This window comes from Spirosoma pomorum (genome assembly GCF_054776615.1).
On the sequence record NZ_BAAHBP010000001.1, the window covers coordinates 277,649 to 302,620 of the forward strand.

A 24,972-nucleotide genomic window follows, 5' to 3' on the forward strand; every position below is an offset into this window, starting at 1 on the left:
TTTAGAACTGGCTACCCATGCCGATCAATACGGTCGACAGGATAATAAGCGCCAGCCCGGTGTAAACAACCCGGTACGTAGCGGGACTAGCGCCTTTCCACTCTTTCAGGGCAAGGCCCCAGATGGTACTGAACGTAATAATAAACGCCATGTGGAGCGTCCAGCCCGCAAAACGGAACTCGTCGCCCAAATAGGCGTCGCCCATACCATAGAAAAAGAATTGAAAATACCAGGTCGTTCCGGCCAGAATGGCCCAGAAATAATTACGCCCCAGCGGCTTGTCGGAGGCCAGGTAATCACCGAAGCTGTTGTTACGTCGGTTCAGAATCAGGCACCAGATCAGGTTCGTCGTGAAGCCGCCCAGCAGCAGAACCGGATAGATGGCATTGTTTTGAAACAAAGGATTAGTACCGTTCTGGAGCGCCAGCTGGGCAATGGGCTTACCCGCCGTCAGGCCAAAGGCAAAACAGGCACTCAGAATCCCCGATACGGTCGCAACACCAATACCTTTCCGTAGGTCGAACTCGGCAACGGTTTCTTTCTGCTGGTCGGCGTCCAGTTCCTTTTCTTTCCGGAAACCGGCCCGGCCGCAAACGGCAATTCCTAGCAGACAGACAGCTACCCCAGCCAGCGTAAACTGCCCGGAACGCGTATGTAGTAATTCATCGAACTTGCCTTCCCACAGGGGCGGCACCAGCGTGCCAAAGGCCGAACAATAACCCAGTGCGACGGCCATACCCAGCGAGATCCCCAGGTACCGCATCGACAGCCCAAACGTCAGTCCGCCAATGCCCCAGAGCAGCCCGAACAGGAACGTCCAGCCCAGTGTCGAACCATCGGCGTTGCTGATCGCCTGGGTCATGTTGATAACCGTCAGCGACCCCATCACCCACGGAACAATGATCCACGAAGCCAATCCGCCGACAATCCAGGCGCTTTCCCAGGACCAGCCTTTTACCCGTCGGAATGGAATATAAAACGTCCCGGATGCGTAGCCGCCGAGTGCATGAAAAAAAACGCCTAGTAATGAACTCATACAGGTTTAGGAAGTAAACGATTAAAGGGATTTTCGAACAATGAGCTGAAAAGGATTTTTGAGTTGCCGGATCGTATCGCCCCGCACGAGTTGAGCCGCCGTACGACCCATCTGAGCAAAATCAGTCGAGATAACCGTGATCCCGTCCAGGAGGACTTCTTTAAGCTGGGTTTCGTTGTACGACAGAATTCCGACCTCCTGCCCAACCTGATACGTCGTATCTTTGATACACTTGATCAGCGTGACTAAATCTTCTTCGACCAGGTTAATAAACGCATTTCCGGGTTGAACATCCACCTGTTGCAGGTCATGCACGACCCTGGCCCCAAAGCCGTATTCCGAACAGAACCGGTGGAACCCGTTCAGAATAGCCGTTGGGTGATAGGTATAGGCTGGAAAGAGAATATTGAGTGTTGTGTACTTGCTCAGCTGCGGCAACGCATCGCGGAGGGCCTGATATAGATCGTTCTCAAAGTCCTGATACACGGCTGAATACTTCCCCGTCAACCCGCCGATCAGCTTGTCCATCACGATCAGTTTATGCTTAGGCAGGGTATTTAGCAGATCAATGACTCGTTCATCGCCGTCGAAAAAGTGGGCTATGATGACGTAATGGGTGTAGCCGTGAGCGTGGTTCAGCAATAGATTCTTGAACAGCCGAAACTCATTATTGTAGATAAAAAAATCAATCGACACATCGGCACCGAGCTCGGCTACGAAGGCGTCATAGATGAGTTTTTTGTGAGCGCTGAGTTTATTGAACAGGAGAAAAACCTTGAGCTGCCGATCCAGTTCCAGGTCGTTGATGTACGAACCTTTGCCCTTCGTTGAATCAATAATTTTCTTTTCCTTCAGCAGGTCATAGGCCCGCTCCACGGTGCGCTTCGACACATCGAATTCGGCACAGATCTCAAAAATAGACGGCAGCTTATCGCCCGGCAGAATGTCTTTATTCCGAATACCCTCCACGATCGAATTGTAAATCTGAACGTACTTGGGTGTACTCGAAAAGTCATTGATAGCGATTTGCTGAAGCATATACTACTGAAGCTAGACCGGAGTACGGACCGGTAACGACTGGGACGTTGCGTACGAACGAAGCATAATCAGATCGGCGGGAACCGGCAGTGGATTCCACTCACTATGAATAGCCAGAGCCGCACCCAGCGCCGTTGCCTGCGCTACCGAGGCTGCTAAAACCGTGTGTTGCGGAAAAGCAGCCGCCAGCAGATTCATGTACAATAGGTTATGACTGAAGCCGCCATCGACGTAAATTCGCGACAGCGCAGTACTATTATCCGTTAGCACCAGCGCGACCGAAGCTACTTGCGCGGCCATCAGGTCAATCATAAACTGATGATACGCCGTTTCATAATCCGGAAACTGCTCCAGCTCCCGTTCGCCAAAACCAGAGTCACGGACGATTCCCGCCCCGTCCTTCCAACGAATTGGCTCATTCTGGCGAAGTTTCTCGACCAGTGATTCGTCGTAGCAGACCTGCTTGTAATAATCCGCCGATACGGTAAAATGCGCGGCCAGTCGTTTCGTCTGCTGCTCATGCTCATAGCCCGCAAACAACCGGCTGGCTTTAACGGGCTGACCTTTATATTGCAGGAAGCAGAGGCAATCGTTTTCCAACTCCTCGGCCGTCAGCGGATCAGCGTTGAATGGATTCAGGCTAATGCACCAGGTTCCGGTCGAAATCAGCAGAAAAGGCTCCGGAAACGAAGCCAGATACGGAATCAGGGCGGCCGACGAATCATGTAATCCCCCACCAACGCGCACCTTCTTTCCCAGCATAGTTCCCGCAACCTGATCGGCGGGAAGCAGGTTTCCGAACAGACGATCGAACCCTTCGGTCGTTACCCAGTCATGGTACCGCTGCCGGTTAAAATCCCAGAGCAGTGTATGGCAGCCAATACTCGTTACGTCCGTTACCACCTCCCCCGTAAACAGATAGCTTAAGTATTGAGGCAGGTGTAAGGCGTGCTGTATCTGGTCGAACACCGGTGGTTTGTCGTGTCTAATCCGGTACAGCATCAATCCCGAATTGAGGCTATCCATTAAGGGTGATGCCGTTTGCAGCGCCAGTTCCCCCGCCGGATCGTACTGTTCCACAAACTGTCGACGTAACGACTCAGGAAAGGGTTTCAGGTAGTTATACAGCTGACCGACTGGCTTCCCTTCAGCATCGAGATACACAAAGCTAGCCCCGTAGGTCGAGAAGTTTAATGCCCTTACGTCGAACTCGGGTAATGCCAGTACCTCATTCATCACGCCCCTCACCCACTGAGTCAACCCACCAACGTCCTCACAGGCGTCACCGTCTTCGTCCACCGTTTCGGGTAGCTGCTGACTTTTTTCCCACACGATCCGGTACTGCTGATCGAACAGAAACAGCTTCTTATTGGTCTTACCAACGTCAATTACGGCGATTACGGGAAAGGGCATAGGCGAAAGAGTGAAAGAGCGAAAGGATAAAATCAGACTATTAAAGCAGAGCGCAAAAGCGATTTATGCGTCAGCCATTTTTCGCTCTTTAATTACAGTCCCGTTGCTACGGTTTTGAGGCCGCGCTCGTTGATGAGTTGCTGACGGACATTAAGGTGGCGGAACAGACCCAGCGGATTCAATGCCCCACCGGCCCGCAAGCGCGCTTCGGCAACTAAGGGCCGAACATCCGTCCGGAAGGCTTCCTGCAAAATTTCCTGCGCTGTTACGACATCATTCGCGTCGCGAGCCTCTTCCAGCGCCGGCCGATCAACCAATAGCGCCTGGGCATAGGCCAGTTGGATGGCTTCGACACTTTGCAGCAGATCTTCCAGCGGATCTTTTACGTTATGGCTGGCATCGATCATCCAGCCCAGGTCTTTCGTATGACTCATGCCGCGGGCATCCATACCATCGACCAGTTCGTTGAAAATCAAAAAGAGCTGGTAAGGCTTGATACTGCCTGCCGTCAGATCGTCGTCACCGTATTTGGAGTCGTTGAAATGAAAACCACCGAGCTTGCCTTCATTCAAAAGGATTGCTACGATCTGTTCGATATTGGCGTTGGGCAGATGATGACCCAGGTCAACCAACGTGTATGCTTTCGGCCCCAGCTTGTTGGCATAGAGGTAGCTGCTGCCCCAGTCGCCAACCGTCATCGAATAGAAATTGGGTTCGAACGCTTTGTATTCAACGAACATTTTCCAGTCATCAGGCAGGGCGGCATAGATTTCTTGCAAGCCGCTGAGAGTTCGCTCGAAGGCTTTACGGAAGTTGAGCTGCCCCGGAAAGCATGATCCGTCAGATAACCAGACGGTCAGCGATTTTGACCCGAGTGAAATTCCATGCCGAATGACCTCGATGTTGTGATCAATAGCCTGCTGGCGAACAGCCCGATCAACGTGTTGGAGCGAGCCAAACTTATAGCTATTTGCCTGATCCGGCTGATCCTGGAACGTATTGGAGTTAACAGCATCAAACACTAACCCATGTGAAGTTGCCTGCTGTTGAATAGCAGCTACATCACCCGGAATATCCCAGGGAATATGCAGCGAAATAGCACCACTAGCTCGGTTGAGGGCATGTAGCAGCCCTACATCGTCAATCTTTTCTTCCAGACTACGCGGCTCCCCACCGCCCCCGAAGCGGCCAAAACGGGTACCGCCCGTGCCAAGCGCCCAACTGGGAATAGCGATCTGAAAGTCGATCAGTTTCTGAATAACGGGTTCTGCCGTCGCCACTTCCTGCGTCCAATAAGATAGTTTGCGTTGGTGCGCGGTCAGGTGGCGGCTATTATAATCGGCAATAAAGTTAGGATCGAGGGTCATAGGAAAAGGAAGGAAAAGGAACAGGGAGGAAAGAGGAAAGGGAAGAGGGGGCGAGTAGAGTTGAATGGAAGGAAACAGTTGCGTCTAGACTTTTCTTTGTTCCTTCCTCCTCTCCTCCTCCTTCTTTTTTTATCTCACAAACGCCATGGCGACACCACCATCGACGTTCAATACGTTACCAGTTGATTTACCAAGTAGGCCTCCCACAAAGGCGAAGCAGGCGTTGGCAATATCATCGGGCAGAATGGCCTCGTTCAGCAATGTGCGTTTGGCATAGTAGGCGGGCAGTTCCTCAACGGTAATACCGTAGGCTTTCGCCCGGCCTTCGGCCCAGCCGCCCGCCCAGATATTGGAGTCGGCAATGACAGCATCTGGGTTCACGACATTGACGCGAATACGATCGCCACCCAGCTCAGCCGCGTTCAGGCGACTCAGGTGCAGTTGGGCGGCTTTTGCCGAGCCATAACCCGCGTTATTGGGTCCTGACACCAGCGCGTTTTTACTGACAATGTTTATCACATCGCCCCCAATGCCCTGCTTACGCATTACGTCCACGGCCGCCTGCGTCACCAGGAACTGGCCTTTCACCAGAATATCATACAGTTTATCCCAGTCGGTCAGCGTGTGATTTTCAATGGGTTTAGAGATGCTGATCCCTGCGTTATTAACGATAATATCGACGCCACCAAACGCCAGCGAAGCAGCTTCCATAGCGGCCACAATACTGTCGGCGTTCGTTACGTCCAGCAGGGTTGTCGCCACGGCATCGCGACCGAATTTCTTGGTAAACTCGTCTTTTGCACCCGCCAACCGCTCTTCATTAATGTCGTTCAACACCACTACGGCTCCTTCTTCCGCAAATTTCTTTGCGATGGCTTTACCGATACCACCGGCGCTCCCCGTCACCAAAGCAACCCGGCCCGACAAGGATTTCGGCTTCGGCATCCGTTGCAGCTTGGCTTCTTCGAGCAGCCAGTACTCGATATTGAAGGCTTCCTGCCGGGGCAGGGCCGTATATTCCGACACGGCTTCGGCCCCTTTCATGACGTTAACGGCATTGATATAATACTCCGATGCCAGCCGGGCCGTGGTTTTATCCTTAGCAAAGGTGAACATCCCCACCCCCGGATACAGAATCACCACCGGATTTGGGTCGCGCATGGCCGGGCTATTCGGGTGCTTGCAGGCATTGTAATAATCCGCGTACATAGCCCGATACGTCTCGAAAGCTGGAGTCAGCTTCGCTTTCAGCGCTGCCACATCCGATAAATCCTCGTCGGAAGTCAGTTCCAGCACCAGCGGGCTGATTTTGGTACGCAGGAAATGGTCGGGGCAGCTCGTCCCCATCGGAGCCAGTCTGGCTAGATCTTCCGAGTTGATAAATTCGAGTACCCGTTCGTCGTCAGTAAAGTGGCCAACCATCGTCCGCTCGGAGGAACAAAACCCCCGAAGCACAGGAGCCAGTTGACCCGCCTGTTTCTGCCGGTTGTCAGCTGATAAGCTTTCCAGTTTCTGCCCCCCGAATACAGGGCGCTTCTTACCAAAATTACTTTCCAGGTATTCCGCGCAGAGCTCAATCACCTCCAGCGTGTTCACGTAGCTTTCGTAGGACGTATCGCCCCAGGTGAACAGGCCATGTGAACCCAACATGATACCTCGGAGGCTGACGCCCCGCGCGGCTGCTTCGTCCAGGCAGGCCCGCAGTTTCAGCCCCAGATCGAAACCGGGCCGCTGCCACTCCACCCAGCCAACTTCTCCGCCGAACAGGTCGTCAGTAATACGTTTGCCATCCTTGGCAGCCGCAATGGCAATAGCTGCGTCAGGATGCAGGTGGTCAATGTGTTTAAACGGCAGAAAACCGTGCAAAGGCGTATCGATGGACGGCGCTTTCGACGCCAGATCGAAGATCGAGTAGTTGAATAACTCAACCATTTCGTCTTCAAACTCCAGTCCCCGATATACTTTCTCCAGACTCCGCAGCCGGTCCAGATACAGAGCAGCACAACCTGCTTTTGTCAGCGTACCAATATCGCCCCCGGAGCCTTTGATCCACATGACGTCGACGTTCTGTCCGGTCAGCGGGTCTTTGTCGACAATCTTCACGGATGTGTTGCCCCCGCCGTAATTGGTTAGGCGCAGGTCGGCGCCCAGGATATTGGAGCGATAGATGAAGAGAGCGACTTCATCGCCTGCCAGCTCAGCGGCTTTAGCATCGTCCCATAAATAGCTAACATGCTTGAAATCGGAGGCTGACCGACGTTCGGCTAATGTATTGGAATTACTTATCATAGTCTCATTCTAAAGGCTCGGGACAAGCCGTCGCCGGATCTGCTATACGTTTGGGTTAAAAGTAGGTAGGGCAATTCAGACGGGTTTCCTCCACTTACCTACTTCCCTCTTACAAACTTCATGTCGGCCTAATAGCTACAAGGCTGGCCTATTCTACCTGACCCAACTACATCGATAGTGATCACCAACGGCTACTACCCATGAAAGAAATTTAACGCTCCCGCCTACTAATCAGGTCCTGGTTTGTGACACCTAACAGAAATAAATGCCCACTCACAACGATGACTAAAAACAGAAAAAGCTATCCAGGTTCGGATAGCTTTTTCTGTTACGTAAAAAACTGAATGCTATTGATTACGTGTCATCAATCTGTTCGTTGCCAGTTCCGTTGATGGGATCGGCCACACGTACAAAATATTAGATGGCGGTATGGCGCTAACAGATCCTTTTCCGGGGATCGTTGCATTGAGTCGTAGCAGATCTCCGTTCCGCAACCCTTCTCCTAAGAACTCGATACGCCGTTCTGTCAAGATAGCTGTAGCCATCGCATCAGCACTAGCAAAACTAGATGCAGTATACACGCCCGCTGAATTCGACCGCCCACGCACGGCATTCAGTAGCGCAAGTGCCTGTGCATCGACAGACGATGTAGATCGGACACGAGCTTCAGCCAGATTCAGCAGCACTTCAGCGTAGCGGATCACAGGTGCTTTGTCAAGAAAGGGCGTCCTTTCTTTGTACTTGGTCAGGTAGACTTCTGTACCAGATGTCGCAACGAAATTTACGCGTCTGGCGTCCGTAGTGGCAAAGGCGGTTGTGTTGGCCAGGATACCAGCGGGATTCAGGCTATACTCACCATTTCCACCCAACGAAGCTGGCAAATAGTAGTAGCCAAGCTGGTTTTGTGTACCGGCCGCGTTCTGCGCCGTAAACGGAAAAGACAGAATACTTTCGGCAGTCTCTTCTGGGAACGTAAATACAGCCACAATAGACGAGTTCAGTTCGTGAGCGACCCCTGAAGCCGCTCTGAACGGAGCCGTAGTCGGTACGATCTTGTTCGCTTCGGTGATTACATCCGCATAGCGGCCCATCGACAGATAGACGCGGGTTTTCAGAGCGATCGCTGTGTTACGATGAGCCCGTATAATGTTCAGTGCCGCTCCACCGTTTGTAAGCGGCAGATTCTGTTCGGCAAAGGTCAAGTCGTCCAGTATCTGGGCGTACACTTCAGCCACAGTACTTCTCGCTAGATCATTACCCGTCGCATCGATTTCGGCCTTTAACCGCAATGGCAGACCTGGCCGGCTTCCGTTACCATCGATGTACGGACGGGCATACAGCTGCAACATAGAGTAGTAGCACAGAGCCCGTAACAGACGCGCTTCGCCTTTGTAATTGTTTACTTTCGTCGTTGCAAAGTCAGATGTAAACGTTGGCACTACGTATTTAGCTGCGTTCGCATCAAGCCCCGCAAGAAATACGTTGATCTGATTGATCGCAGCGTATCCAGCCGTCCAGGTGTTAATCACGTCGTTCTGCGACGTTTCATTTATGGTATGGTTCCATACGCCCGCCCCCGTTACACCATTCGATGTACGGTTTAGAAAATCGTCGGCCCGGATATCTCCGTAAACTTGATAGCGTCCTCCCAGAAAAGAACCAGCTTTAACGTAGGTATACAGGTTATTTACCTGAAGTTCAATACGAGCGGGGGTATCAAAAACAACCTGATCCGAAAAAAGCGTCTCAGGCGTCGGATTTAGTAAGTCAGTCTGGCAGGAGAAGGATACGGCTGCTACGACTGTAGAGCAGATCGCTACCCTGACCTTCTTCATAAGTATAGTATTCATTTTAGATAAAAAGCTTTTAGAAACCAAGATTGATGCCTACTGTGAACGTTCTTGCCTGACCAACCGAGTTACGGTCAACCCCGGCTCCTGTGTTACTGGCGCTACCCGATGCGTTCGTCGATATCTCAGGGTCAATACCTTTGTATGCAGTAAGTAGGGCTGCATTTTGCACCTGGGCGTAAATGCGGGCTGTTGCTATGTTTAGCTTGTTCAGCAGGGAACGGCTAACAGTGTAGCCCAGGGACACGTTACGTAGACGGGCAAAATCACCCTTAAAGACGTTGGCAGACATAGCCAGAGCAGAGCCGTTTGATACGTTGTCCGTATAAACAACACGCGGATACGATCCATTTGGATTTTCAGGTGTCCAGCGATCCAGGATATCAACGGTGTTGTTCCAGAAGCGCATGTCTCCCAGACCAGCCCGGGTTCCGTTGTAGATGTAATTACCACCCGAGAACTGAATGAATACGCCCAAATCAAACCCCTTGTAGCGGAACGTATTGTCGAAACCACCGTACCATTTTGGCAGCGTTGGTCCGTAGAATACGCCGTCAGCCAATTGAGTTGGCGCAGATGTCGCCCGGCCTTCAAGTGTTGTCCAACCCGTCCCCAAGTGATCATACTGAACGACCGTACCATCGATTTTACGAATCAATCGGCGGCCATTGGCAGGGTTTACGCCTAATGAAGGAACCAACAATAACTCACCGACCGACCGGCCAACTTCCGTATAGTTCACGGTTTCGAGACCGGACGTAGCAGTACCAATCCGCTGTCCTTCGGTGGCGAGTGACAGTACGTTATTTTTCAGCGTCGTTACGTTCGCATTAACGGTCCAGCTGAAATCGTTGGTACGAATGGCGTTGAACTTGATATTGAACTCAATCCCCGAGTTTTCCATCGACCCGACGTTGGCCGGAATCGTATTGTTGGGAACCCCTTTCGAAGGAGCTAGAGGCACGTTTAGAATCAGGCCATCGACCAGGTTACGGTAGTACGAGAAGTCGCCCTGAATACGGTCCTGTAGAATACCGAATGTTAAACCAACATCGGTTTTCTTGCTGGTTTCCCAGGTAAGCGCCGGGTTACCGGCTCCGCTGAAGCCAAGCGTCGCATTGGCACCGTATAGTCCGGACGAATACGTTTGTAGTGAGGCAAAATCATCAATACCCTGGCTGTTACCAACCTCGCCGTAACTACCCGTAAATTTCAGGAAGTTGATCTTACTCAGGACGGCGCTGTTTTTCCAGAAATTCTCTTCCGAAATAATGTAGCCAAGCGAAGCGCCGTAGAAATTACCCCACTTGTTCGCCCAGGCCGAGTAACCATCCCGGCGTACGTTGATCGAGGCCAGATACTTCTTGCCAAAATCGTAATTCAACCGGCCGAAATAAGAGACAAGGTAGTTTTCACCCTGGAAGTTACCGGATGCCGCAATGTTGGTGAAGTTCCCCTGGAACGATTCAAAAAAGTTGTCAGCCACCGTGGTCCGGTTGGCACCCCAACGTTGTGTAACCGTATGCTGCTCTTCTGTCCCTACTAAAAGTGAGACATTATGATTCGTTGCAATAGTCCGGTCGTACTGAAGCGTGTTTTGCCAGTTCCAGCGATTATTTGTCCGAAAGAAGTTCGACGCCGAACCACCCGTTGAGAAACCGTCCCCTGCAATAGCTGTAAAGAATGATTTATCCTCGAACGAAATGTTGTTGATCCCGTAGTTTGTCCGGAGGTTCAGTCCTTTGATGATCTCCCAGTTTGCATAAACACTACCCTGTATCTCGTTGCTATTGGACGTAAAGTAGTTGTTGTCCAAATCGACAACCGGATTGTAGTAGCCAGGCAGCAACGGAGCACCCGTCGTCGACTGTGGGTTTAAGTTAGCCCCAGGACCAATCCCCGCACCGCTGATATTATAGCTTCCATCCAGATTGTAAGCAGGTACGTTCGGTGGTAAGACCAGTGGCAGGCGACCCAGACCCGCTGTTCCGAAAGCAGCATCGCCTACCGAACCCGAGTTCGGTGATGAGTTGTAGTTATTGGAGTAGCCAATTCGAGCGCCGACCGTAAAGTTCTTGTATACTTTATGATCCACGTTCACCCGGGCCGATGTCCGCTTGAATTCATTCTTCTTCAACATCCCTTTCTGGTCCGTATAGCCCAGCGACATGTAATAGGATGTCTTATCAGTACCACCCGAGAAACTCAGGTTGTTCGAACTCGAAAAGCCGGTTTGATAAATGTAATCGTACCAGCGGGTGTCAACGACGTTCCCGTTGGCGTCCAGCGTTGGGCGAAACCCTTCAACGTTTGATGCAGCCTGTCCAAGCGCGACCCGGTTTGCATTCAGGTTACGGACGGACTCGTTCTTGATCATCATGTACTGATCGGCATTCAGAATGTTATAGAGCCGAACCGGGCTGGACCAGCCTACCCATGAATCGAACGTAAAGCGTCCTTTTCCTTTTACTCCTTTTTTGGTCGTTACCAGAATAACTCCGGCACTGGCGCGTGATCCATAGATGGCGCTGGCAGAAGCATCTTTCAGCACTTCCATGCTTTCTATATCAGCCGGATTGAGGTTACTAAGCGGGTTGTTCGGTACGCTGCCAACGGCTGAGTTGTTACCGGTAAATGCCGGAATGCCATCAATAACGATAAGTGGCGACGAGCTCAGGTTGATTGAGTTAACCCCCCGGATCCGGATGACAGGCGGGTTGTTCAACACACCATTCGGTGTCGTAATATTAACCCCCGGAGCGCGGCCTTGTAATGCCTGATCGAAGCTTTGAACCGGAACGTTGGCAATATCTTTTCCGCTTACGGAAGTGATCGAGCCGGTCAACTCACGCTTCGACTGCGTACCATAACCAATGACGACAACTTCGCTCAGATCCGTTGAATTAGCGATCAGCGTTACGTTGATCTGCGATTGGTTGCCAATGACCACGTCTTTGCGGTCATAGCCGATGAACGAAAAAACCAGTGTACCACCAGAAGCTGGCGCGGCAATCGAATACTTTCCACTAGCATCAGTGGACGAGCCCTGCGTGCTCCCGCTGATAACTACGTTTACCCCCGGCAGTGGCGAACCATCATCCCCTACCACCTGTCCTGTTATAATCCGACTTTGCGCATAGAGCTCATAGCCAGTACAGGTCATCAATACAGAAAGACACAACAGTATAAACTTCCTCATCTGTAAGTTTAATTGAATTTTAATGAAGGAGTCAAATATAAGATTGCCTGATTGTGAAAGTCAAATATTATTTCTTCAAAAAACAGAATAGCTTAATAATGTACCGCAAAAATACCTTTATCTATAATTTTAATCTACTAATCAGCTTTCTAATGAAAAAATTACCATATAACTAACAAATGGTTACATAATAGAATATTAGAGTGTCTATGGTTTTAGTTCGTCAATTGCCGACTGATATACTACGAGAAGCTTGACTGCGTGATTAAATCTGTCCATTCGAAAAAGCAAATATCTTATTTTGTAAGGTCAAATTTGATTTATATAAAATACTGTATAGTCTACTTAATCTAGAATATAGAGATAATCTAATTTCTTAATTTAGATTAATAATTTATTAAATTAGGTAATGGCCCAATTTTATAGATCGGTAACGAATTTGTCACCATGGGTTACTTAACAATTATTTGAATAGTACAAAAAATTTAGTTCTAGGAATTCTTTGTAAAACAGGTAGCACCGGCTTACATTTGTTATTACGTAAGTATTATTTTCAGTATTAAGCTTAATAACAATTCCAGATGCAAAGAATTTTATTTGGAAGCTGGTTGCTTTCCATCCTGTTCTGCCTGCCTGTTCTGGCTCAGAATGGAGGAGTTAGTGGCCGCGTCACTTCATCAGATGATGGCTCAGCCCTGCCAGGTGTGAGCGTACAGATTAAAGGAACGAATCAAGGAACGACAACTGACGCTGATGGAAACTACCGCGTCAACGGAGCAGCGGGCAAGACGCTGGTATTTAGCTTTATCGGTTATGTCTCGCAGGAGGCTGCCGTTGGTAACAAATCGACGGTGAACGTCGTGCTGGTGGGTGATTCTCAACAGTTGAATGAGGTTGTCGTTACGGGTTATGGTACGCAGCAGCGTCGGGACGTAACGGGATCAGTGGGTACGATCAAAGGAGAAGGTATCAAGAACGTTGCCGTACCTAGCTTTGATAAATTCCTACAGGGACAAGTAGCTGGCGTTCAGGCTTCTGTACCAGGTGGTGTCCTTGGTCAGGCCGCTCGTGTACGTATTCGGGGGACAAACTCGATCTCGAACAGCTCTGATCCACTTTATGTTGTCGATGGTGTCCCATACATCACCGGTAACCAGGGCGCTACGGCAAACAACCCGTATAACCCACTTGGCGACATCAACCCCAATGATATCGAAAGTGTAGAGGTGCTGAAAGATGGTTCGGCTACAGCTATCTACGGTTCGCGGGCAGCCAACGGTGTAATCCTTATCACCACTAAGAAAGGGAAAAAAGGGACACCTCGCTTTTCGTATGACGGTTGGTTTGCACTGGCTCAGCCTTCGAAGCGTTTCAACCTGTTGAATGCAGACGAATTTATTACCATTGCTAACGAGAAGCTTGCCAACGCAAACATTGCTGCTGCAGCTTTCCCGACGTCAAATACGGCAACAGGTCAGAACTATAACTCGGACTGGCAGGACGTTATTCTAAGAACGGGCTTTCAACAAAACCACGCTCTTTCGTTCAGTGGGGCATCTGATCAAACCAATTATTACTTCTCGCTGGGTTATGCTAACCTGGAAGGTAATATTGCGGCCAACAACCAGAAGAAATACAGCTTCCGGGCTCGGGTTGACCAAAAAGCGTTTAACGACAAGGTTACTTTCGGTATCAACGCGTTTGCTACGCACACGACGAATACAGGTCTGAACCAAGGAACGAATGCACTTTCGGGTAATATCGCCGGTGCCATTTACGCTTTTCCTAACGTAGCCATTCAGTTTCCAGACGGCAGCTATAACATTGAAGGGCAGAGCCTGGGACGTGGTGCTAATACGCGGGCAATCTATGGTAACTATACTAACCAGAAGTTTATCCTTGACAACAACATCTACCGGAACCAGAACCTTAATCTAACGGGGAACTCGTACATAGACGTTGAAATTGCGAAAGGATTGAATGCCCGTACTCAGATTGGTGTCAACTATCTGATCAACGAAGACTTTACGTATCAAAACCCAGATCATGGCGATGGCGTGTCTGTACGTGGTTCGGTAGACCAGATTTACTCAAACCAGTTCCGTTACAACTGGCAGAATACACTGAGCTACAATCGCACGCTTGGTCAGCATAAAATTGGTGCTGTAGTTGGGTACGAAGCGCAGAAAACAAACTACCGCTTTTTCGAAGCGTATGGTACCGGCTTGTCGGATAAGTACTTCGGTGTAAACAACATCATCAGTGGATCGCTGACGAACCAGCAGATTTTCGGTACGGCTAACCAACGGGCGTTCGAATCTGTTTTCGGCCGGGCGAACTATTCGTACGGTGACCGGTATCTGATCAGTGCTACCCTGCGTCAGGACAAAATTTCGTCGCTTCCAATTGGCAATCAAGGTGCCTTACTACCCGGCGTTTCTGTGGGCTGGCGTTTATCGGAGGAAAAATTCCTGAAGTCAGCTACCGTACTGAGCGAGCTGAAACTGCGGGGGGGTTACGCCGTTGTTGGTAACGTTGAAATTGGCAACTATCCATACGCCGGTACTTTCTCGGCTACGCAGTATGGTGATGTTACTGGTATCCGTTACAACCAAGTCGGTAACAACAATCTACGGTTTGAAACCAGTAAGAAGCTGAACCTTGGCTTAGACGCTTCGTTCCTGGCTAACCGCATCAGCTTTACGGCTGAGTATTTCAGGAACAACATCGACAATCTGATTCTGCAGGCGCCAACACCACCATCACTTGGTGTGCCGTCAAACCAAATTGCGCAGAACGTTGGTAAAATGTACAACCAAGGGGTAGAGTTGTCGCTGAACACGGTTAACTTCCAGAAAAACGAGTTTACCTGGCGTACGAACTTCAACCTGACCTTTGTTCAGAACCGGATTCAGCAGTTGGTCAACGGTAGCGATGTTCCTTACACGTACAACATTCTGCGCGAAGGGGAATCCATCGGTGCGTTCTATGGCTACGTTAGCCGTGGCGTAAACGCGTCAAACGGTAACCCAATCTTCGAAAAGGGTGATGGCACGCTGGTACAATACCTGATCGGTAAGACGACGACGTCAACCAACAACTTCCTATGGGCTCGTTATGATCCAGCTAACCCAAGTGCAGTTTCGACGGCAGCAGCAGCGCTTACGAACAGCGATAAGCGCGTACTGGGCGTTGGCAACCCAACCTGGTACGGTGGTCTGAACAACTCGTTTACCTACAAAAACTTCGACGCGACAATCTTCCTGACCTTTGCTGGTGGCAACAAAATCTACAACGTTACGCGCCAAGAGCAATTAAACAACCAAGTGTTTGCGAACGCTGGCCGGGAATTGCTGAACAGATGGACGGGAGAAGGACAGGTTACGGATGTGCCTAGACTTTACTTCAACTCGGACGCTGCTGTACTGCAAAACGGTAACCTGAACAGCCGCTTCCTGGAAGATGGCAAGTTCCTACGGGTACAGAATTTGAGCCTGGGTTATACGCTGCCAAACGGCATCCGTCGTGCTGTCCGCGCAAACAGCTTCCGGGTATACGCTCAGGTACAAAACGCCTTCGTCTTTACCAAATACACTGGACTGGATCCAGAACTGGGTAGCAGCGTGACAACAAACGTTGCTCCAGGCGTGGATAACCGGACGAACCCAATTCCAAGAACGTATACAGTTGGGCTTAATCTGAACTTCTAAGTATTGAATTAATGCAGTAGCTGTGCTGGAAAGAAGCAGCGCTATGTTTTATCAACGATTCTGATAAGTACAGCGCACACTCGTTCAACACAACTACTGCTTGATTGACAGACATCCATGAAAAAGACCATAAATAAATTCTGGAGCCCGGGAAACCTTACCAAGGTTTCTCTTCTAGGAGCAATGCTCGTAGTCTCCTCTTGTAAACAGTTTACGGAGTTAAATCCATTAGCGTCGTTAGCTGAGAATACAGCCTTCAACTCAACCAACAGTATCGAGTTGGTAGTCAATGGCGTTTATCAGTCAGCAGCTATCGGTAACTATGCGGGCGGTGCTGGTCGTGGTTATCCTTTCGGAGCTGCCTCCATCGAACAGGCGGAAATGCGGGGTGAAGACATGATCAACCTGCAGGCCTTCTACGATATTACGTACCGGGCGCTTTATTCGACAACGACCGCGAATAACGTCAACCACTGGGAGCAGCTTTACGCCTTGGTCAACCAGGCTAACATCATGATCAATGGGGTTAGACAAGCCGGTACTAGCGGTGTTCTTACGGCTGCGGCTGCGGCTCAGTACGAAGGAGAAGGACGGTTCCTGCGGGCGCTTGCGCACCACGAGTTATTGATTCATTTCTCTCGTCCCTACGCAGATAACAAAGGCGCTAATCCAGGTGTCCCCTACCGCGAGAACCCGATCAACTCAGTTCCTTCTGTTCAGGAAGGACTTGCTCAGGGCCGTGGTACTGTTGCCGAGACCTACGCAAAGATTCTGGCGGACCTTGATTATGCGGAAACGAACTTGCCTGCTACGCGCTCTGTCATAGCAACATCAATCTCCCGCGCTACGTCAGGTGCAGCTATTGCCCTCAAAACCCGGGTAAAACTGCACATGCAGGATTGGGCCGGTGTCATCACGGAAGGGGCAAAACTGGGTACGTCGGGAACGTCAGGAACGTTTACGAGTCCGATTGGTAGCTACAAGCTGGAGACCAGCCCGGATGCGCCATTTGTTAACTATACCGGCAACACGGAGTCTATCTTTTCGATTGCGAACAGTCTCAACTCGAACCCCGGTGTTAACGGAGCCCTGCCTAGCATGTTTGGCCCAACCTCGTTGGGTAGCCGTGACCTGATTGCGACCAGCCCCAATCTGTACAACGCATCTTTCTGGGTAGCCGGCGATACCCGCCGTACGCTGCTCCAAGTAGCACAGACAACGGGTAGCTATCCGTTCTATTTTAACTACAAGTACCGCCAGTATACGACCCGGGCCGACTGGGCCCCTATCCTGCGCTATGCAGAAGTACTGCTGAACGTATCTGAAGCACAGGCTCGTCAGGGCAACAGCGCGCAGGCTCTGTCGCTACTCAATGCTGTTCGTAACCGTGCGGTTCCCGCAGCGTCCCGTTTTACGGCTGCTCCCGACGATCTGATTCAGGCGATTCTGAACGAACGTCGGATTGAGTTCACGGGCGAAGGTCGTCGCTGGCCAGATATCCACCGGTTGGCGCTGGATACCAAGTATTCAACGAATGGAATTCCAGCTAAACTGGATGTATCGCAAATCAGAAGAACGAGCTACGATCTGACAAGTCGTCCAACCATCAATGGTATTGTAGCCGCTATTCCGTACAACGATCCACGTTTCCTCTGGCCAATTCCTACGTCGGAAACTGCGCTTAACCCAACTCTGGCTCAACAGCAGAACCCTGGTTATTAAGCATACGTAACTTTTTAGTCAAAAAGCCCTTCGGTGAACCGAAGGGCTTTTTTCATTTCAGTCATTTTACAATTCAAGGCGTATAGACAACTTATTTTTAGACCATTAAGCAGTGTTTCTCCTCTACGTCTTGAAAATTTTTACGTAGTCTTAAAATATACCAGCCTCGTTTTGCGACTATCCTAGTAAGAGCAGCAGTTACAGCATTGGCCGACGCATGGCATGCAATCGCTAGGCCGATACTGTGATCAGCCGCTCTTCATTGATCATCTCTAAACAAGCAAATCTATGGCAATCTGGCGCATAACAGGTCTGGTTCTTCTGGCAGGGCTGGCCCTATTTCTAGTCTCACTTCTTATTAAACTATTGCTGGTAGCACTGGCCGTTGGGCTCATTGTTCGGATAGCGGGTGGTTTCATTGCTGATCGGTTCTTCGGATCTCGATTTCAGAGCCAAGGGCGGTGGCAGCAACCGCAGATTATTTCAATCGATAATCCGACGCCCACTTATCAGGCCATTCCCGTTAAAGCTGTTTATGGCCGCGTTATCCCAATCAGCTAAGTGAGCAAAACAGAGCAAAAACTAATTGAACAAACACACGTAAAGACAACAGTCATGTATAATAAACAAGCTTATCAATCTGAATTTAAAGGTAATTGTGGCCCAATGGGTCGTGGTAAATTTGGCGGTTTCTGGGCCCGACACGCAGGCAGCTTTGGTCACCCCCCGGTGAACATTGAAGAAAATGACTCTGAATACATCATTTCTCTGTTCGCAGCTGGACTACGTAAGGAACAGGTAACTCTTACGGTAAAAGATGACGTACTACGGATTGGCTACTCGGGAGATACGACTAATGGCTCCGCAAAATATACGTATCAGGAATTCAACCAGAGTGAATTTGACCGCTCGTTTCAACTGAATGGTAAAGTACTGACGGATGGTATTTCTGCCAGTTACGCCGACGGGATTCTTCGGGTTACACTCCCTAAGAACCCGGAAACCAACGCGCCAGCGCAAACGATCAACGTCGCCTGATTCTGAGTACCGGCGAGGTCTTTGCAACCTCGCTGGTACCTCTTAACATACGCTTACCAACCATCCACCCAGTTTCTACACCACCTATCCAGAAACCATCATAGCTGGGCACTCCTTACGTCTAATTTTCCTTTTATTCCTGACGATCTCCTTTTTATTCGCCAATTACCGGTGTCAGCCGTGAGTACTTTACCTGCTAACATACCGACTACCTACCGTCTGGCGCTGGCTATGAGCTCGGCCGATCAGCAATCATCTGCCCGCAACTCCAGGCCGGACGCTCGTCAACTCAGTGAAACTATTCGTCGAGAGCAGGGCCGCCTGTTGGCATTTATCCGCAAACGACTCCCAGCGCCGGAAGATGCCGAAGACATCATGCAGGACGTATTGATGGAATTGGTCGAAGCGTACGAATTGGCTAATCCAATTGAGCGCGTAGCATCGTGGCTATTTGCGGTGGCTCGAAATAAAATCAGCGACTGGTACCGACGTTCCCGCCCCAACGATGCACGTATGGTGTCGCTGGATAAACCTATTGGCGATGACGACGATCCGGAGTCTCCCGTGCTGATGGAATGGCTGGCCGTGGTTGACGAAGGTGGTCCCGAAAGCGAGTTCTTTCGGGAAACGTTTATGGACGCGCTGACAGATGCCCTGGCGGAACTTCCCAGCGATCAACGCGAGGTATTTGTGCAGCACGAACTGGAAGGAAAGAGTTTCAACGAAATGGCCGACGCCTGGAAAGTTTCCGTCAATACACTCCTTTCCCGGAAGCGATACGCTGTTCTTCACCTCCGCAAACGGCTACGTGATCTCTATGACGATTTTTTAACCGACTAATGTCACTCCTTTCAAAAGGACGTAATTTTGTCTTCCTCACTTCTTCAACAAATACGAACGCATCAATCCCCGCAATCAGATGAATCGACCTCGTTTTCGTCGGGCATTACGTATTACAGCTTTTGTTATCCTATTTGTCGGGCTGGCTGGCTTTGCCGTGAAAACGCTATGGAACGCACTTCTCCCCGACATCACGGGCGTATCAACAATTACGTTCTGGCAGGCGCTGGGCCTCTTGGCACTCAGCCGAATTTTGTTTGGCGGTTTCGGGCGGGGTCCGGGTGGCTGGCACAATTACGGAAAGTTTACGGCTGAGGGCCAGGACTTTCGGAATGGCTGGCGTCGTAAAATGGCGGAACGGTGGCAGAAAATGACACCCGAACAACGAGCCAAAATGCGACAGCACTGGTGTGATCGGTGGCAGGGCGAAGGCCACTGGGGTAATGATAAATCGGATGACAAGGAAGAAGCTAACGTTTGATGCCGACTCATACCTGTCCCCCAATCAGTATACTTCATTAAAACCATAGTCAGTTACCAGTTCTATTCATCTACAATGCCTCACGCCCTTGTCACCGTTTCCCAACGGGCCCCTTCGTTAAAATCCTCCTTGGTATTTCAGATTACAGGAACACTGCCAAATAAAGACAAGTAATTTAACAGTGACCAGGAATGAAGTAGTGACTACGGCTTCAACCAGATGGTGTGGTCACTGAACCCGATTTTCCATTTTATAGGCTTTGAGAAAAATTAGCTCGGCTAAGTTTTCCTGAATTGAGCTAATACACAGGTAACGTTCTTACTAGAAGTCATCATTGATTGTGAGAAACTTTTACATTAGATTTACAGTTGTAAAAATAAAAGCGCAATCTTATGACGTATATCAGTTCACAACCGGAGATAGCGACTAACTGGGATGACATCTGTTTTCCGATAGAGCCGGTGCTGCTTACGGATCTATTACCCGACTACGACATCATCGCTACCGATCGCCAAAAATTAATTGTGGGTCAACCGGCAGGCGGGCGCAAGACGTTGTTTGGTATTCAGAGTGCTGACTATACAATTATCCCCAATCGAGCTATTCAGGAGGTCGTTGACGAGCTAATTCCGAATTACCAGCTCCTTATTAAACACACCAACACAGGTGAGTTCAGCATCAGTATTATTCTGCCTTCATCGCTTTCGGTGGGCAGTGAGCAACTACAGCGGAGCCTGACTATTACCAATAGTTACAATGGAAAAACGCCGTTCAGTATCCAAGGAAAACCGTTAACGGCTCTGTTAGATCCATCAACGCATCTGGGCAGTAGCGTGTACCGTAACGTCTGCCAAAACGGGCTACTGGGCTGGGCTGATACCTTTGTCGATCTGACTACCTATCAAAACTGGCTGGGGCATCTCACCAAGGGACCGATCAAAACACCCTCGGTAAAGTCGCCGTCCACTTCCCGGTCACTTCGGATAGCACCGGATATCCGCAAGCTTCACCAAAGTGCGCTGACAATCCCGCTATTTCAGCAGCAACTGCGCGAATTACTGCTTGATCATCTGGCGACTGGTGTTACGCTAACGGCTGCCGTGTATGACCATTTTCAGCAAACGAACATGGTAGGAAATTACGAACACGTCCTTCGACAATTGCCCGTACCTGTTCAACTTGCTAAGCAGGCGCGCGATCGGCTGCGGCTGGAAGAGCGGCTCTTGAACAAACCAGCCTCCTACTGGCTACTGTACAATGCTGTCAATTATGCCTTGTTTACCAGCCGGAGCAGCTTAACACTCAACGATCGGTATCGTCTGGACGAGCGGGTGTTTCATCATTTGGCTACTCAGGCTTACGCCTGATCGCTGTTTCTACCCGCCGTGAATGTACCATGTTACGTACCATTTAAACTCAACCGATATGTATTCACCTGATGTAGCCCTGGGATTAGGTAGCGTCGTTTACGCGCTAGCTAAGTTGGACGGAAATTTCCACAGAAAAGAAGCCCAGACTGTTCGCGATCTGCTGGCTGATGAGCCGTATAGCGACTTAGCCATTTGTGCCTGTTTTTTACGGGATAACGCGGGTGAGTCTATTGGCGAGGCCCGTGCGTTTGGCCTGCGCCGGATGAGCGATAAACGCGTGGAATTAAACGCACAGACTAAAAAGCGGTTCATTGCTATTCTACTGCGTGTGGCTCGGGCTCATGAAGGCATATCTCGGGAAGAGCGGTCTTTCATTCGTCAGTTCTGGCGGGAATTACAACGGATTTAAGGACACCCAACTGGTTTATTAATGCCCGTTACGTAATACGTACCCAATTGACTATCAGCCATTCCACTGTACGACGACAGTGCTGGCATGAGTTCAGTCGATCCTGTTAACGTCTATCGCACATGTCAACCTTCATACATCATGACACCTTCTGCCAGTACTCGTTCGCGCACGCGCTCTGTTTTGCTGATTGTTTATTTGATCGGCCTAATTCTGACCAGTATCTTTTTGAGTCGTCGGCGGGCTCATAACGTTCAGGAAACCTCCTCATCCATCTATAAGGATCGACTGCTACCAACGAACATGCTGGTTAATCTAACGGCAACTGTCTATCGCAAACGACTCCTGTTAGAGACCTACGTGTTAGCAACTCCTCAACCGGATATAAACGCGACGGGGACATCGCTCAACCGACTCAACCGGCGAACGGATTCTTTACTGACAGAATTTAGCAAGACTTCGCTAACGGCCAAGGAAGCCGATCAGCTCCAATTATTGAAACGGCAGTTGGTCGTTTATAATCAATTAGAGAGTGAGTTAGCCACTCAATTACCTGATCAACAGACGGCCCAAAAGGCTCTGTTTGTCGGGAGTGGCAGTACGGCGTTTGGGCAGGTAGCTCAAACGCTCGATGAACTGGCTAACCTACAGGTCCAGGTTGGTGAAGAATTGCTGGCTGAATCACGCGGGGAAACCAATTACATATACGTCCTTACGGCGTTGCAGATCGGCCTAGTACTACTGATCGGGCTGAGCTTATTCTGGTACCGTTTCTAACAAGGGCATAAAAGGGAAGGCCAATGTTGGCCTTCCCTTTTTACGTACTTACAAAGTCGGATCAGGTGAAACGAGCAGTAGTGCTACCGGGTCGCATAAAAACGGGGCCTTAGTTTAGCATCCGTTCGTATTTTTGCCCTCCATGACTAGACCGTATCTCTCCTTCTGGCTGGTGTTGCTGTCGCTATGCGTCGCGCAGGCGCAGGATTTGGCCCAGCGTTACCCACTTATCCCCTACCCTACGTCGCTTACGCCCGCCCAAGGGCAGTTTTCACTAACGACACAAACGGCGTTACTGGTGCAGGATAAGCGCTTTACCAACGAGGCCGACATGCTGCAAATGCTGGTGCAGCCTAGTCTGGGGAAACGACTACCTACAACGGGAAGCAGTTCGATAATTGTGTTACGTCATGATCCGACAATCACCACGACTGAAGGGTATAAGCTAACCATTACGCCCCGACAGGTTACGCTATCGGCCAAAGAGCCAGCGGGTATGTTCCGGGCCATTCAGACAATTCGGCAACTGCTGCCCGTTTCAATCGAGCAAAAAAGCGGGAGAACAGTTTCATCGTTGGTCCTGCCAGCGGTTCAGATTCAGGATCAACCGGCTTACGCATGGCGGGGCATGCACCTTGACGTATCGCGGCACTTCTTCTCGATGGATTACCTACGTACGTTCGTTGACTGGCTGGCGCTTTACAAGTTCAACAAGTTTCACCTGCATTTGACCGACGACCAAGGATGGCGTCTGGAAATCAAAGCCTATCCCAAACTAACCAGCGAGGGGGCCTGGCGGACGTTCAATAACCAGGATTCGGTTGTGTTGAAACGGGCCGTTACCAACCCGGACTTTGACCTACCCAAACAGCATCTGCGCCAGCAGAATGGCCAAACGCAGTACGGCGGTTTCTACACGCAGGCTCAGATGCGTGACCTGATCGCATATGCAGCGACGAAACACATCGAGATCATTCCCGAAATCGACATGCCCGGTCACCTGACGGCGGCCATCAAAGCGTATCCGTTCTTAAGTTGCACAGGACAGGAAGGTTGGGGCAAGACTTTTTCGGTCCCAGTCTGTCCCTGCAATGAGCCAACGTATCAGTTTACCGAAGCCGTTCTGAGCGAGATCATCGCGCTTTTTCTCAGTCAATACGTTCACATCGGCGCGGATGAAGTGGAGAAAACGACTTGGGCCCAGTCGTCCGCCTGCCAGGAGCTAATGAAACGGGAAGGGATCAAAAACGTTGAAGAACTTCAGAGCTACTTCGTACGACGGGTAGAGAAATTCGTCCAGTCGAAAGGAAAGAAACTACTGGTCTGGGATGATGCGCTCGAAGGTGGCCTCGACAAATCGGCGACGGTGATGTACTGGCGGAGCTGGGTTAAAGATGCTCCGTTAAAGGCGGCCAAAAACGGTAATGAAGTTGTCATGACACCGGTCAGCACGTTGTATTTCGATAGTCCACCGGGCATTCAGTCGGTCGAGAACGTCTATAATCTGAACGTTGTCCCTGAAGGTATTACGTCCGAGCAACGAAATCTGTTCAAGGGGGCGCAGGCCAACATCTGGACGGAGTACATTCCCAGCCAGAACCGGGTCGAATACATGATGATGCCCCGGATGACGGCCTTATCAGAAGTGGTCTGGACCAGTAAGAAAGACTTTGCTTCGTATCAGCAACGGCTATTGCAGCATTTTCTGCGGCTGGAAGCACTGGGCATTCACTACCGGCTCCCGGACCTGACCGGCTTCGCGGAAGAGAACGTGTTCGTTGACAAAGCGACGCTGCGTATCAAGAAGCCGCTACCCAGCTACACACTCCGCTACACAACCGATGGCTCGCAACCGAAAGTCGGTTCGACCGAGCTGAAAGACGAGCTGACAATCGCGAAGCCCCAGACGATCAACGTAGCGGCCTTTACTCCGTCGGGACTACGCGGTGATGTGTATACGCTTCGCTATCAGCAGCAGGCCTATGCCGAGCCTACAACACTTTCCAGTCCCAAACCGGGCCTGCAATGCAGCTATTACAAAAAAGCGTTCAAGGAAACTAAGCTAATGAAACAGCAGCAACCAGACAGCACGTATACGATCAACAACATTGTCGTCCCTAAGTCGGTCAATGCACCCAGCTTCGGCCTTCAGTTCCGTGGCTATCTGAACGTACCAGAGACGGGCGTTTATAGCTTCTTCTACACCTGCGACGACGGAGGCATCCTGCGCATCGCTGATCGGATGGTCGTCGACAACGACGGAAATCATTTCCCCATCGAAAAAAGCGGTCAGGTTGCGTTGTCGAAAGGTGCTCATCCCTTCGAAGCTGATTTCATCGAAGGGGGCGGTGGCTTTACGCTGAAGCTGAAATACAGTCTAAACGGCTCAGCCCCGGCTGATATACCGGACAGCTGGTTCGTTCGTTAAAAGAA

General features: G+C 50.3%; 17 protein-coding genes. 10 read left to right on the forward strand and 7 right to left on the reverse strand.

Annotated features, from left to right (window positions below):
• Position 1 precedes the first annotated feature (1 nt).
• The 7 genes from rhaT to ACYVAD_RS01135 form a co-directional block, all read right to left on the reverse strand.
• Positions 2 to 1,036, reverse strand: a complete 1,035-nt coding sequence (rhaT, locus tag ACYVAD_RS01105) for an L-rhamnose/proton symporter RhaT (protein ID WP_461137621.1) — start codon at positions 1,034 to 1,036, stop codon at positions 2 to 4.
• Positions 1,037 to 1,057: 21 nt separating this feature from the next.
• A complete protein-coding gene (locus ACYVAD_RS01110) occupies positions 1,058 to 2,074 on the reverse strand; it encodes a GntR family transcriptional regulator (RefSeq protein WP_461137622.1) in 1,017 nt (338 codons plus the stop codon).
• A 12-nt stretch (positions 2,075 to 2,086) separates the two neighbouring features.
• The gene (locus ACYVAD_RS01115) at positions 2,087 to 3,487 is read right to left on the reverse strand and encodes an FGGY-family carbohydrate kinase (RefSeq protein WP_461137623.1); all 1,401 of its coding nucleotides are present in this window, start codon (positions 3,485 to 3,487) and stop codon (positions 2,087 to 2,089) included.
• Between the two features lie 92 nt (positions 3,488 to 3,579).
• Positions 3,580 to 4,854: a sugar isomerase gene (locus ACYVAD_RS01120; protein WP_461137624.1), complete on the reverse strand. Its 1,275-nt coding sequence runs from the start codon at positions 4,852 to 4,854 to the stop codon at positions 3,580 to 3,582.
• A 129-nt stretch (positions 4,855 to 4,983) separates the two neighbouring features.
• Positions 4,984 to 7,143, reverse strand: coding sequence for a bifunctional aldolase/short-chain dehydrogenase (locus tag ACYVAD_RS01125; protein WP_461137625.1), 2,160 nt, complete (start codon positions 7,141 to 7,143; stop codon positions 4,984 to 4,986).
• A 347-nt stretch (positions 7,144 to 7,490) separates the two neighbouring features.
• Entirely contained in the window at positions 7,491 to 8,978 is a 1,488-nt protein-coding gene (locus tag ACYVAD_RS01130; RefSeq protein WP_461137626.1) for a RagB/SusD family nutrient uptake outer membrane protein, read from the reverse strand.
• A 31-nt stretch (positions 8,979 to 9,009) separates the two neighbouring features.
• Entirely contained in the window at positions 9,010 to 12,192 is a 3,183-nt protein-coding gene (locus ACYVAD_RS01135; RefSeq protein WP_461137627.1) for a SusC/RagA family TonB-linked outer membrane protein, read from the reverse strand.
• A 581-nt stretch (positions 12,193 to 12,773) separates the two neighbouring features.
• Here ACYVAD_RS01135 and ACYVAD_RS01140 point away from each other — a divergent pair.
• The 10 genes from ACYVAD_RS01140 (at position 12,774) to ACYVAD_RS01185 (ending at position 24,967) form a co-directional block, all read left to right on the forward strand.
• On the forward strand, positions 12,774 to 15,902 hold the full coding sequence (locus ACYVAD_RS01140; protein WP_461137628.1) for a SusC/RagA family TonB-linked outer membrane protein: 3,129 nt from the start codon (positions 12,774 to 12,776) through the stop codon (positions 15,900 to 15,902).
• A gap of 117 nt (positions 15,903 to 16,019) precedes the next feature.
• Positions 16,020 to 17,624 (forward strand): RagB/SusD family nutrient uptake outer membrane protein, encoded by a 1,605-nt coding sequence (locus tag ACYVAD_RS01145; RefSeq protein ID WP_461137629.1) that lies wholly within the window; start codon positions 16,020 to 16,022, stop codon positions 17,622 to 17,624.
• A 288-nt stretch (positions 17,625 to 17,912) separates the two neighbouring features.
• Positions 17,913 to 18,185: a hypothetical protein gene (locus ACYVAD_RS01150; RefSeq protein WP_461137630.1), complete on the forward strand. Its 273-nt coding sequence runs from the start codon at positions 17,913 to 17,915 to the stop codon at positions 18,183 to 18,185.
• 54 nt (positions 18,186 to 18,239) lie between these two features.
• Positions 18,240 to 18,662 (forward strand): Hsp20/alpha crystallin family protein, encoded by a 423-nt coding sequence (locus tag ACYVAD_RS01155; RefSeq protein ID WP_461137631.1) that lies wholly within the window; start codon positions 18,240 to 18,242, stop codon positions 18,660 to 18,662.
• A 180-nt stretch (positions 18,663 to 18,842) separates the two neighbouring features.
• Positions 18,843 to 19,502: an RNA polymerase sigma factor gene (locus ACYVAD_RS01160; RefSeq protein WP_461137632.1), complete on the forward strand. Its 660-nt coding sequence runs from the start codon at positions 18,843 to 18,845 to the stop codon at positions 19,500 to 19,502.
• A gap of 79 nt (positions 19,503 to 19,581) precedes the next feature.
• Entirely contained in the window at positions 19,582 to 19,983 is a 402-nt protein-coding gene (locus ACYVAD_RS01165; RefSeq protein WP_461137633.1) for a hypothetical protein, read from the forward strand.
• A gap of 392 nt (positions 19,984 to 20,375) precedes the next feature.
• Positions 20,376 to 21,350 (forward strand): hypothetical protein, encoded by a 975-nt coding sequence (locus ACYVAD_RS01170; protein ID WP_461137634.1) that lies wholly within the window; start codon positions 20,376 to 20,378, stop codon positions 21,348 to 21,350.
• 58 nt (positions 21,351 to 21,408) lie between these two features.
• Positions 21,409 to 21,762: a tellurite resistance TerB family protein gene (locus ACYVAD_RS01175; RefSeq protein ID WP_461137635.1), complete on the forward strand. Its 354-nt coding sequence runs from the start codon at positions 21,409 to 21,411 to the stop codon at positions 21,760 to 21,762.
• A gap of 141 nt (positions 21,763 to 21,903) precedes the next feature.
• A complete protein-coding gene (locus ACYVAD_RS01180) occupies positions 21,904 to 22,539 on the forward strand; it encodes an MCP four helix bundle domain-containing protein (RefSeq protein ID WP_461137636.1) in 636 nt (211 codons plus the stop codon).
• A gap of 142 nt (positions 22,540 to 22,681) precedes the next feature.
• On the forward strand, positions 22,682 to 24,967 hold the full coding sequence (locus tag ACYVAD_RS01185; protein ID WP_461137637.1) for a family 20 glycosylhydrolase: 2,286 nt from the start codon (positions 22,682 to 22,684) through the stop codon (positions 24,965 to 24,967).
• Positions 24,968 to 24,972: the final 5 nt, after the last annotated feature.

Excerpts from the sequence above, each read along its gene's own strand:
- rhaT (WP_461137621.1), bottom strand. The coding sequence starts at position 1,036 with ATGAGTTCATTACTAGGCGTTTTTTTTCATGCACTCGGCGGCTACGCA.
- ACYVAD_RS01110 (WP_461137622.1), bottom strand. The coding sequence starts at position 2,074 with ATGCTTCAGCAAATCGCTATCAATGACTTTTCGAGTACACCCAAGTAC.
- ACYVAD_RS01115 (WP_461137623.1), bottom strand. The coding sequence starts at position 3,487 with ATGCCCTTTCCCGTAATCGCCGTAATTGACGTTGGTAAGACCAATAAG.
- ACYVAD_RS01120 (WP_461137624.1), bottom strand. The coding sequence starts at position 4,854 with ATGACCCTCGATCCTAACTTTATTGCCGATTATAATAGCCGCCACCTG.
- ACYVAD_RS01125 (WP_461137625.1), bottom strand. The coding sequence starts at position 7,143 with ATGATAAGTAATTCCAATACATTAGCCGAACGTCGGTCAGCCTCCGAT.
- ACYVAD_RS01130 (WP_461137626.1), bottom strand. The coding sequence starts at position 8,978 with ATGAAGAAGGTCAGGGTAGCGATCTGCTCTACAGTCGTAGCAGCCGTA.
- ACYVAD_RS01135 (WP_461137627.1), bottom strand. The coding sequence starts at position 12,192 with ATGAGGAAGTTTATACTGTTGTGTCTTTCTGTATTGATGACCTGTACT.
- ACYVAD_RS01140 (WP_461137628.1), top strand. The coding sequence starts at position 12,774 with ATGCAAAGAATTTTATTTGGAAGCTGGTTGCTTTCCATCCTGTTCTGC.
- ACYVAD_RS01145 (WP_461137629.1), top strand. The coding sequence starts at position 16,020 with ATGAAAAAGACCATAAATAAATTCTGGAGCCCGGGAAACCTTACCAAG.
- ACYVAD_RS01150 (WP_461137630.1), top strand. The coding sequence starts at position 17,913 with ATGGCAATCTGGCGCATAACAGGTCTGGTTCTTCTGGCAGGGCTGGCC.
- ACYVAD_RS01155 (WP_461137631.1), top strand. The coding sequence starts at position 18,240 with ATGTATAATAAACAAGCTTATCAATCTGAATTTAAAGGTAATTGTGGC.
- ACYVAD_RS01165 (WP_461137633.1), top strand. The coding sequence starts at position 19,582 with ATGAATCGACCTCGTTTTCGTCGGGCATTACGTATTACAGCTTTTGTT.
- ACYVAD_RS01170 (WP_461137634.1), top strand. The coding sequence starts at position 20,376 with ATGACGTATATCAGTTCACAACCGGAGATAGCGACTAACTGGGATGAC.
- ACYVAD_RS01175 (WP_461137635.1), top strand. The coding sequence starts at position 21,409 with ATGTATTCACCTGATGTAGCCCTGGGATTAGGTAGCGTCGTTTACGCG.
- ACYVAD_RS01180 (WP_461137636.1), top strand. The coding sequence starts at position 21,904 with ATGACACCTTCTGCCAGTACTCGTTCGCGCACGCGCTCTGTTTTGCTG.
- ACYVAD_RS01185 (WP_461137637.1), top strand. The coding sequence starts at position 22,682 with ATGACTAGACCGTATCTCTCCTTCTGGCTGGTGTTGCTGTCGCTATGC.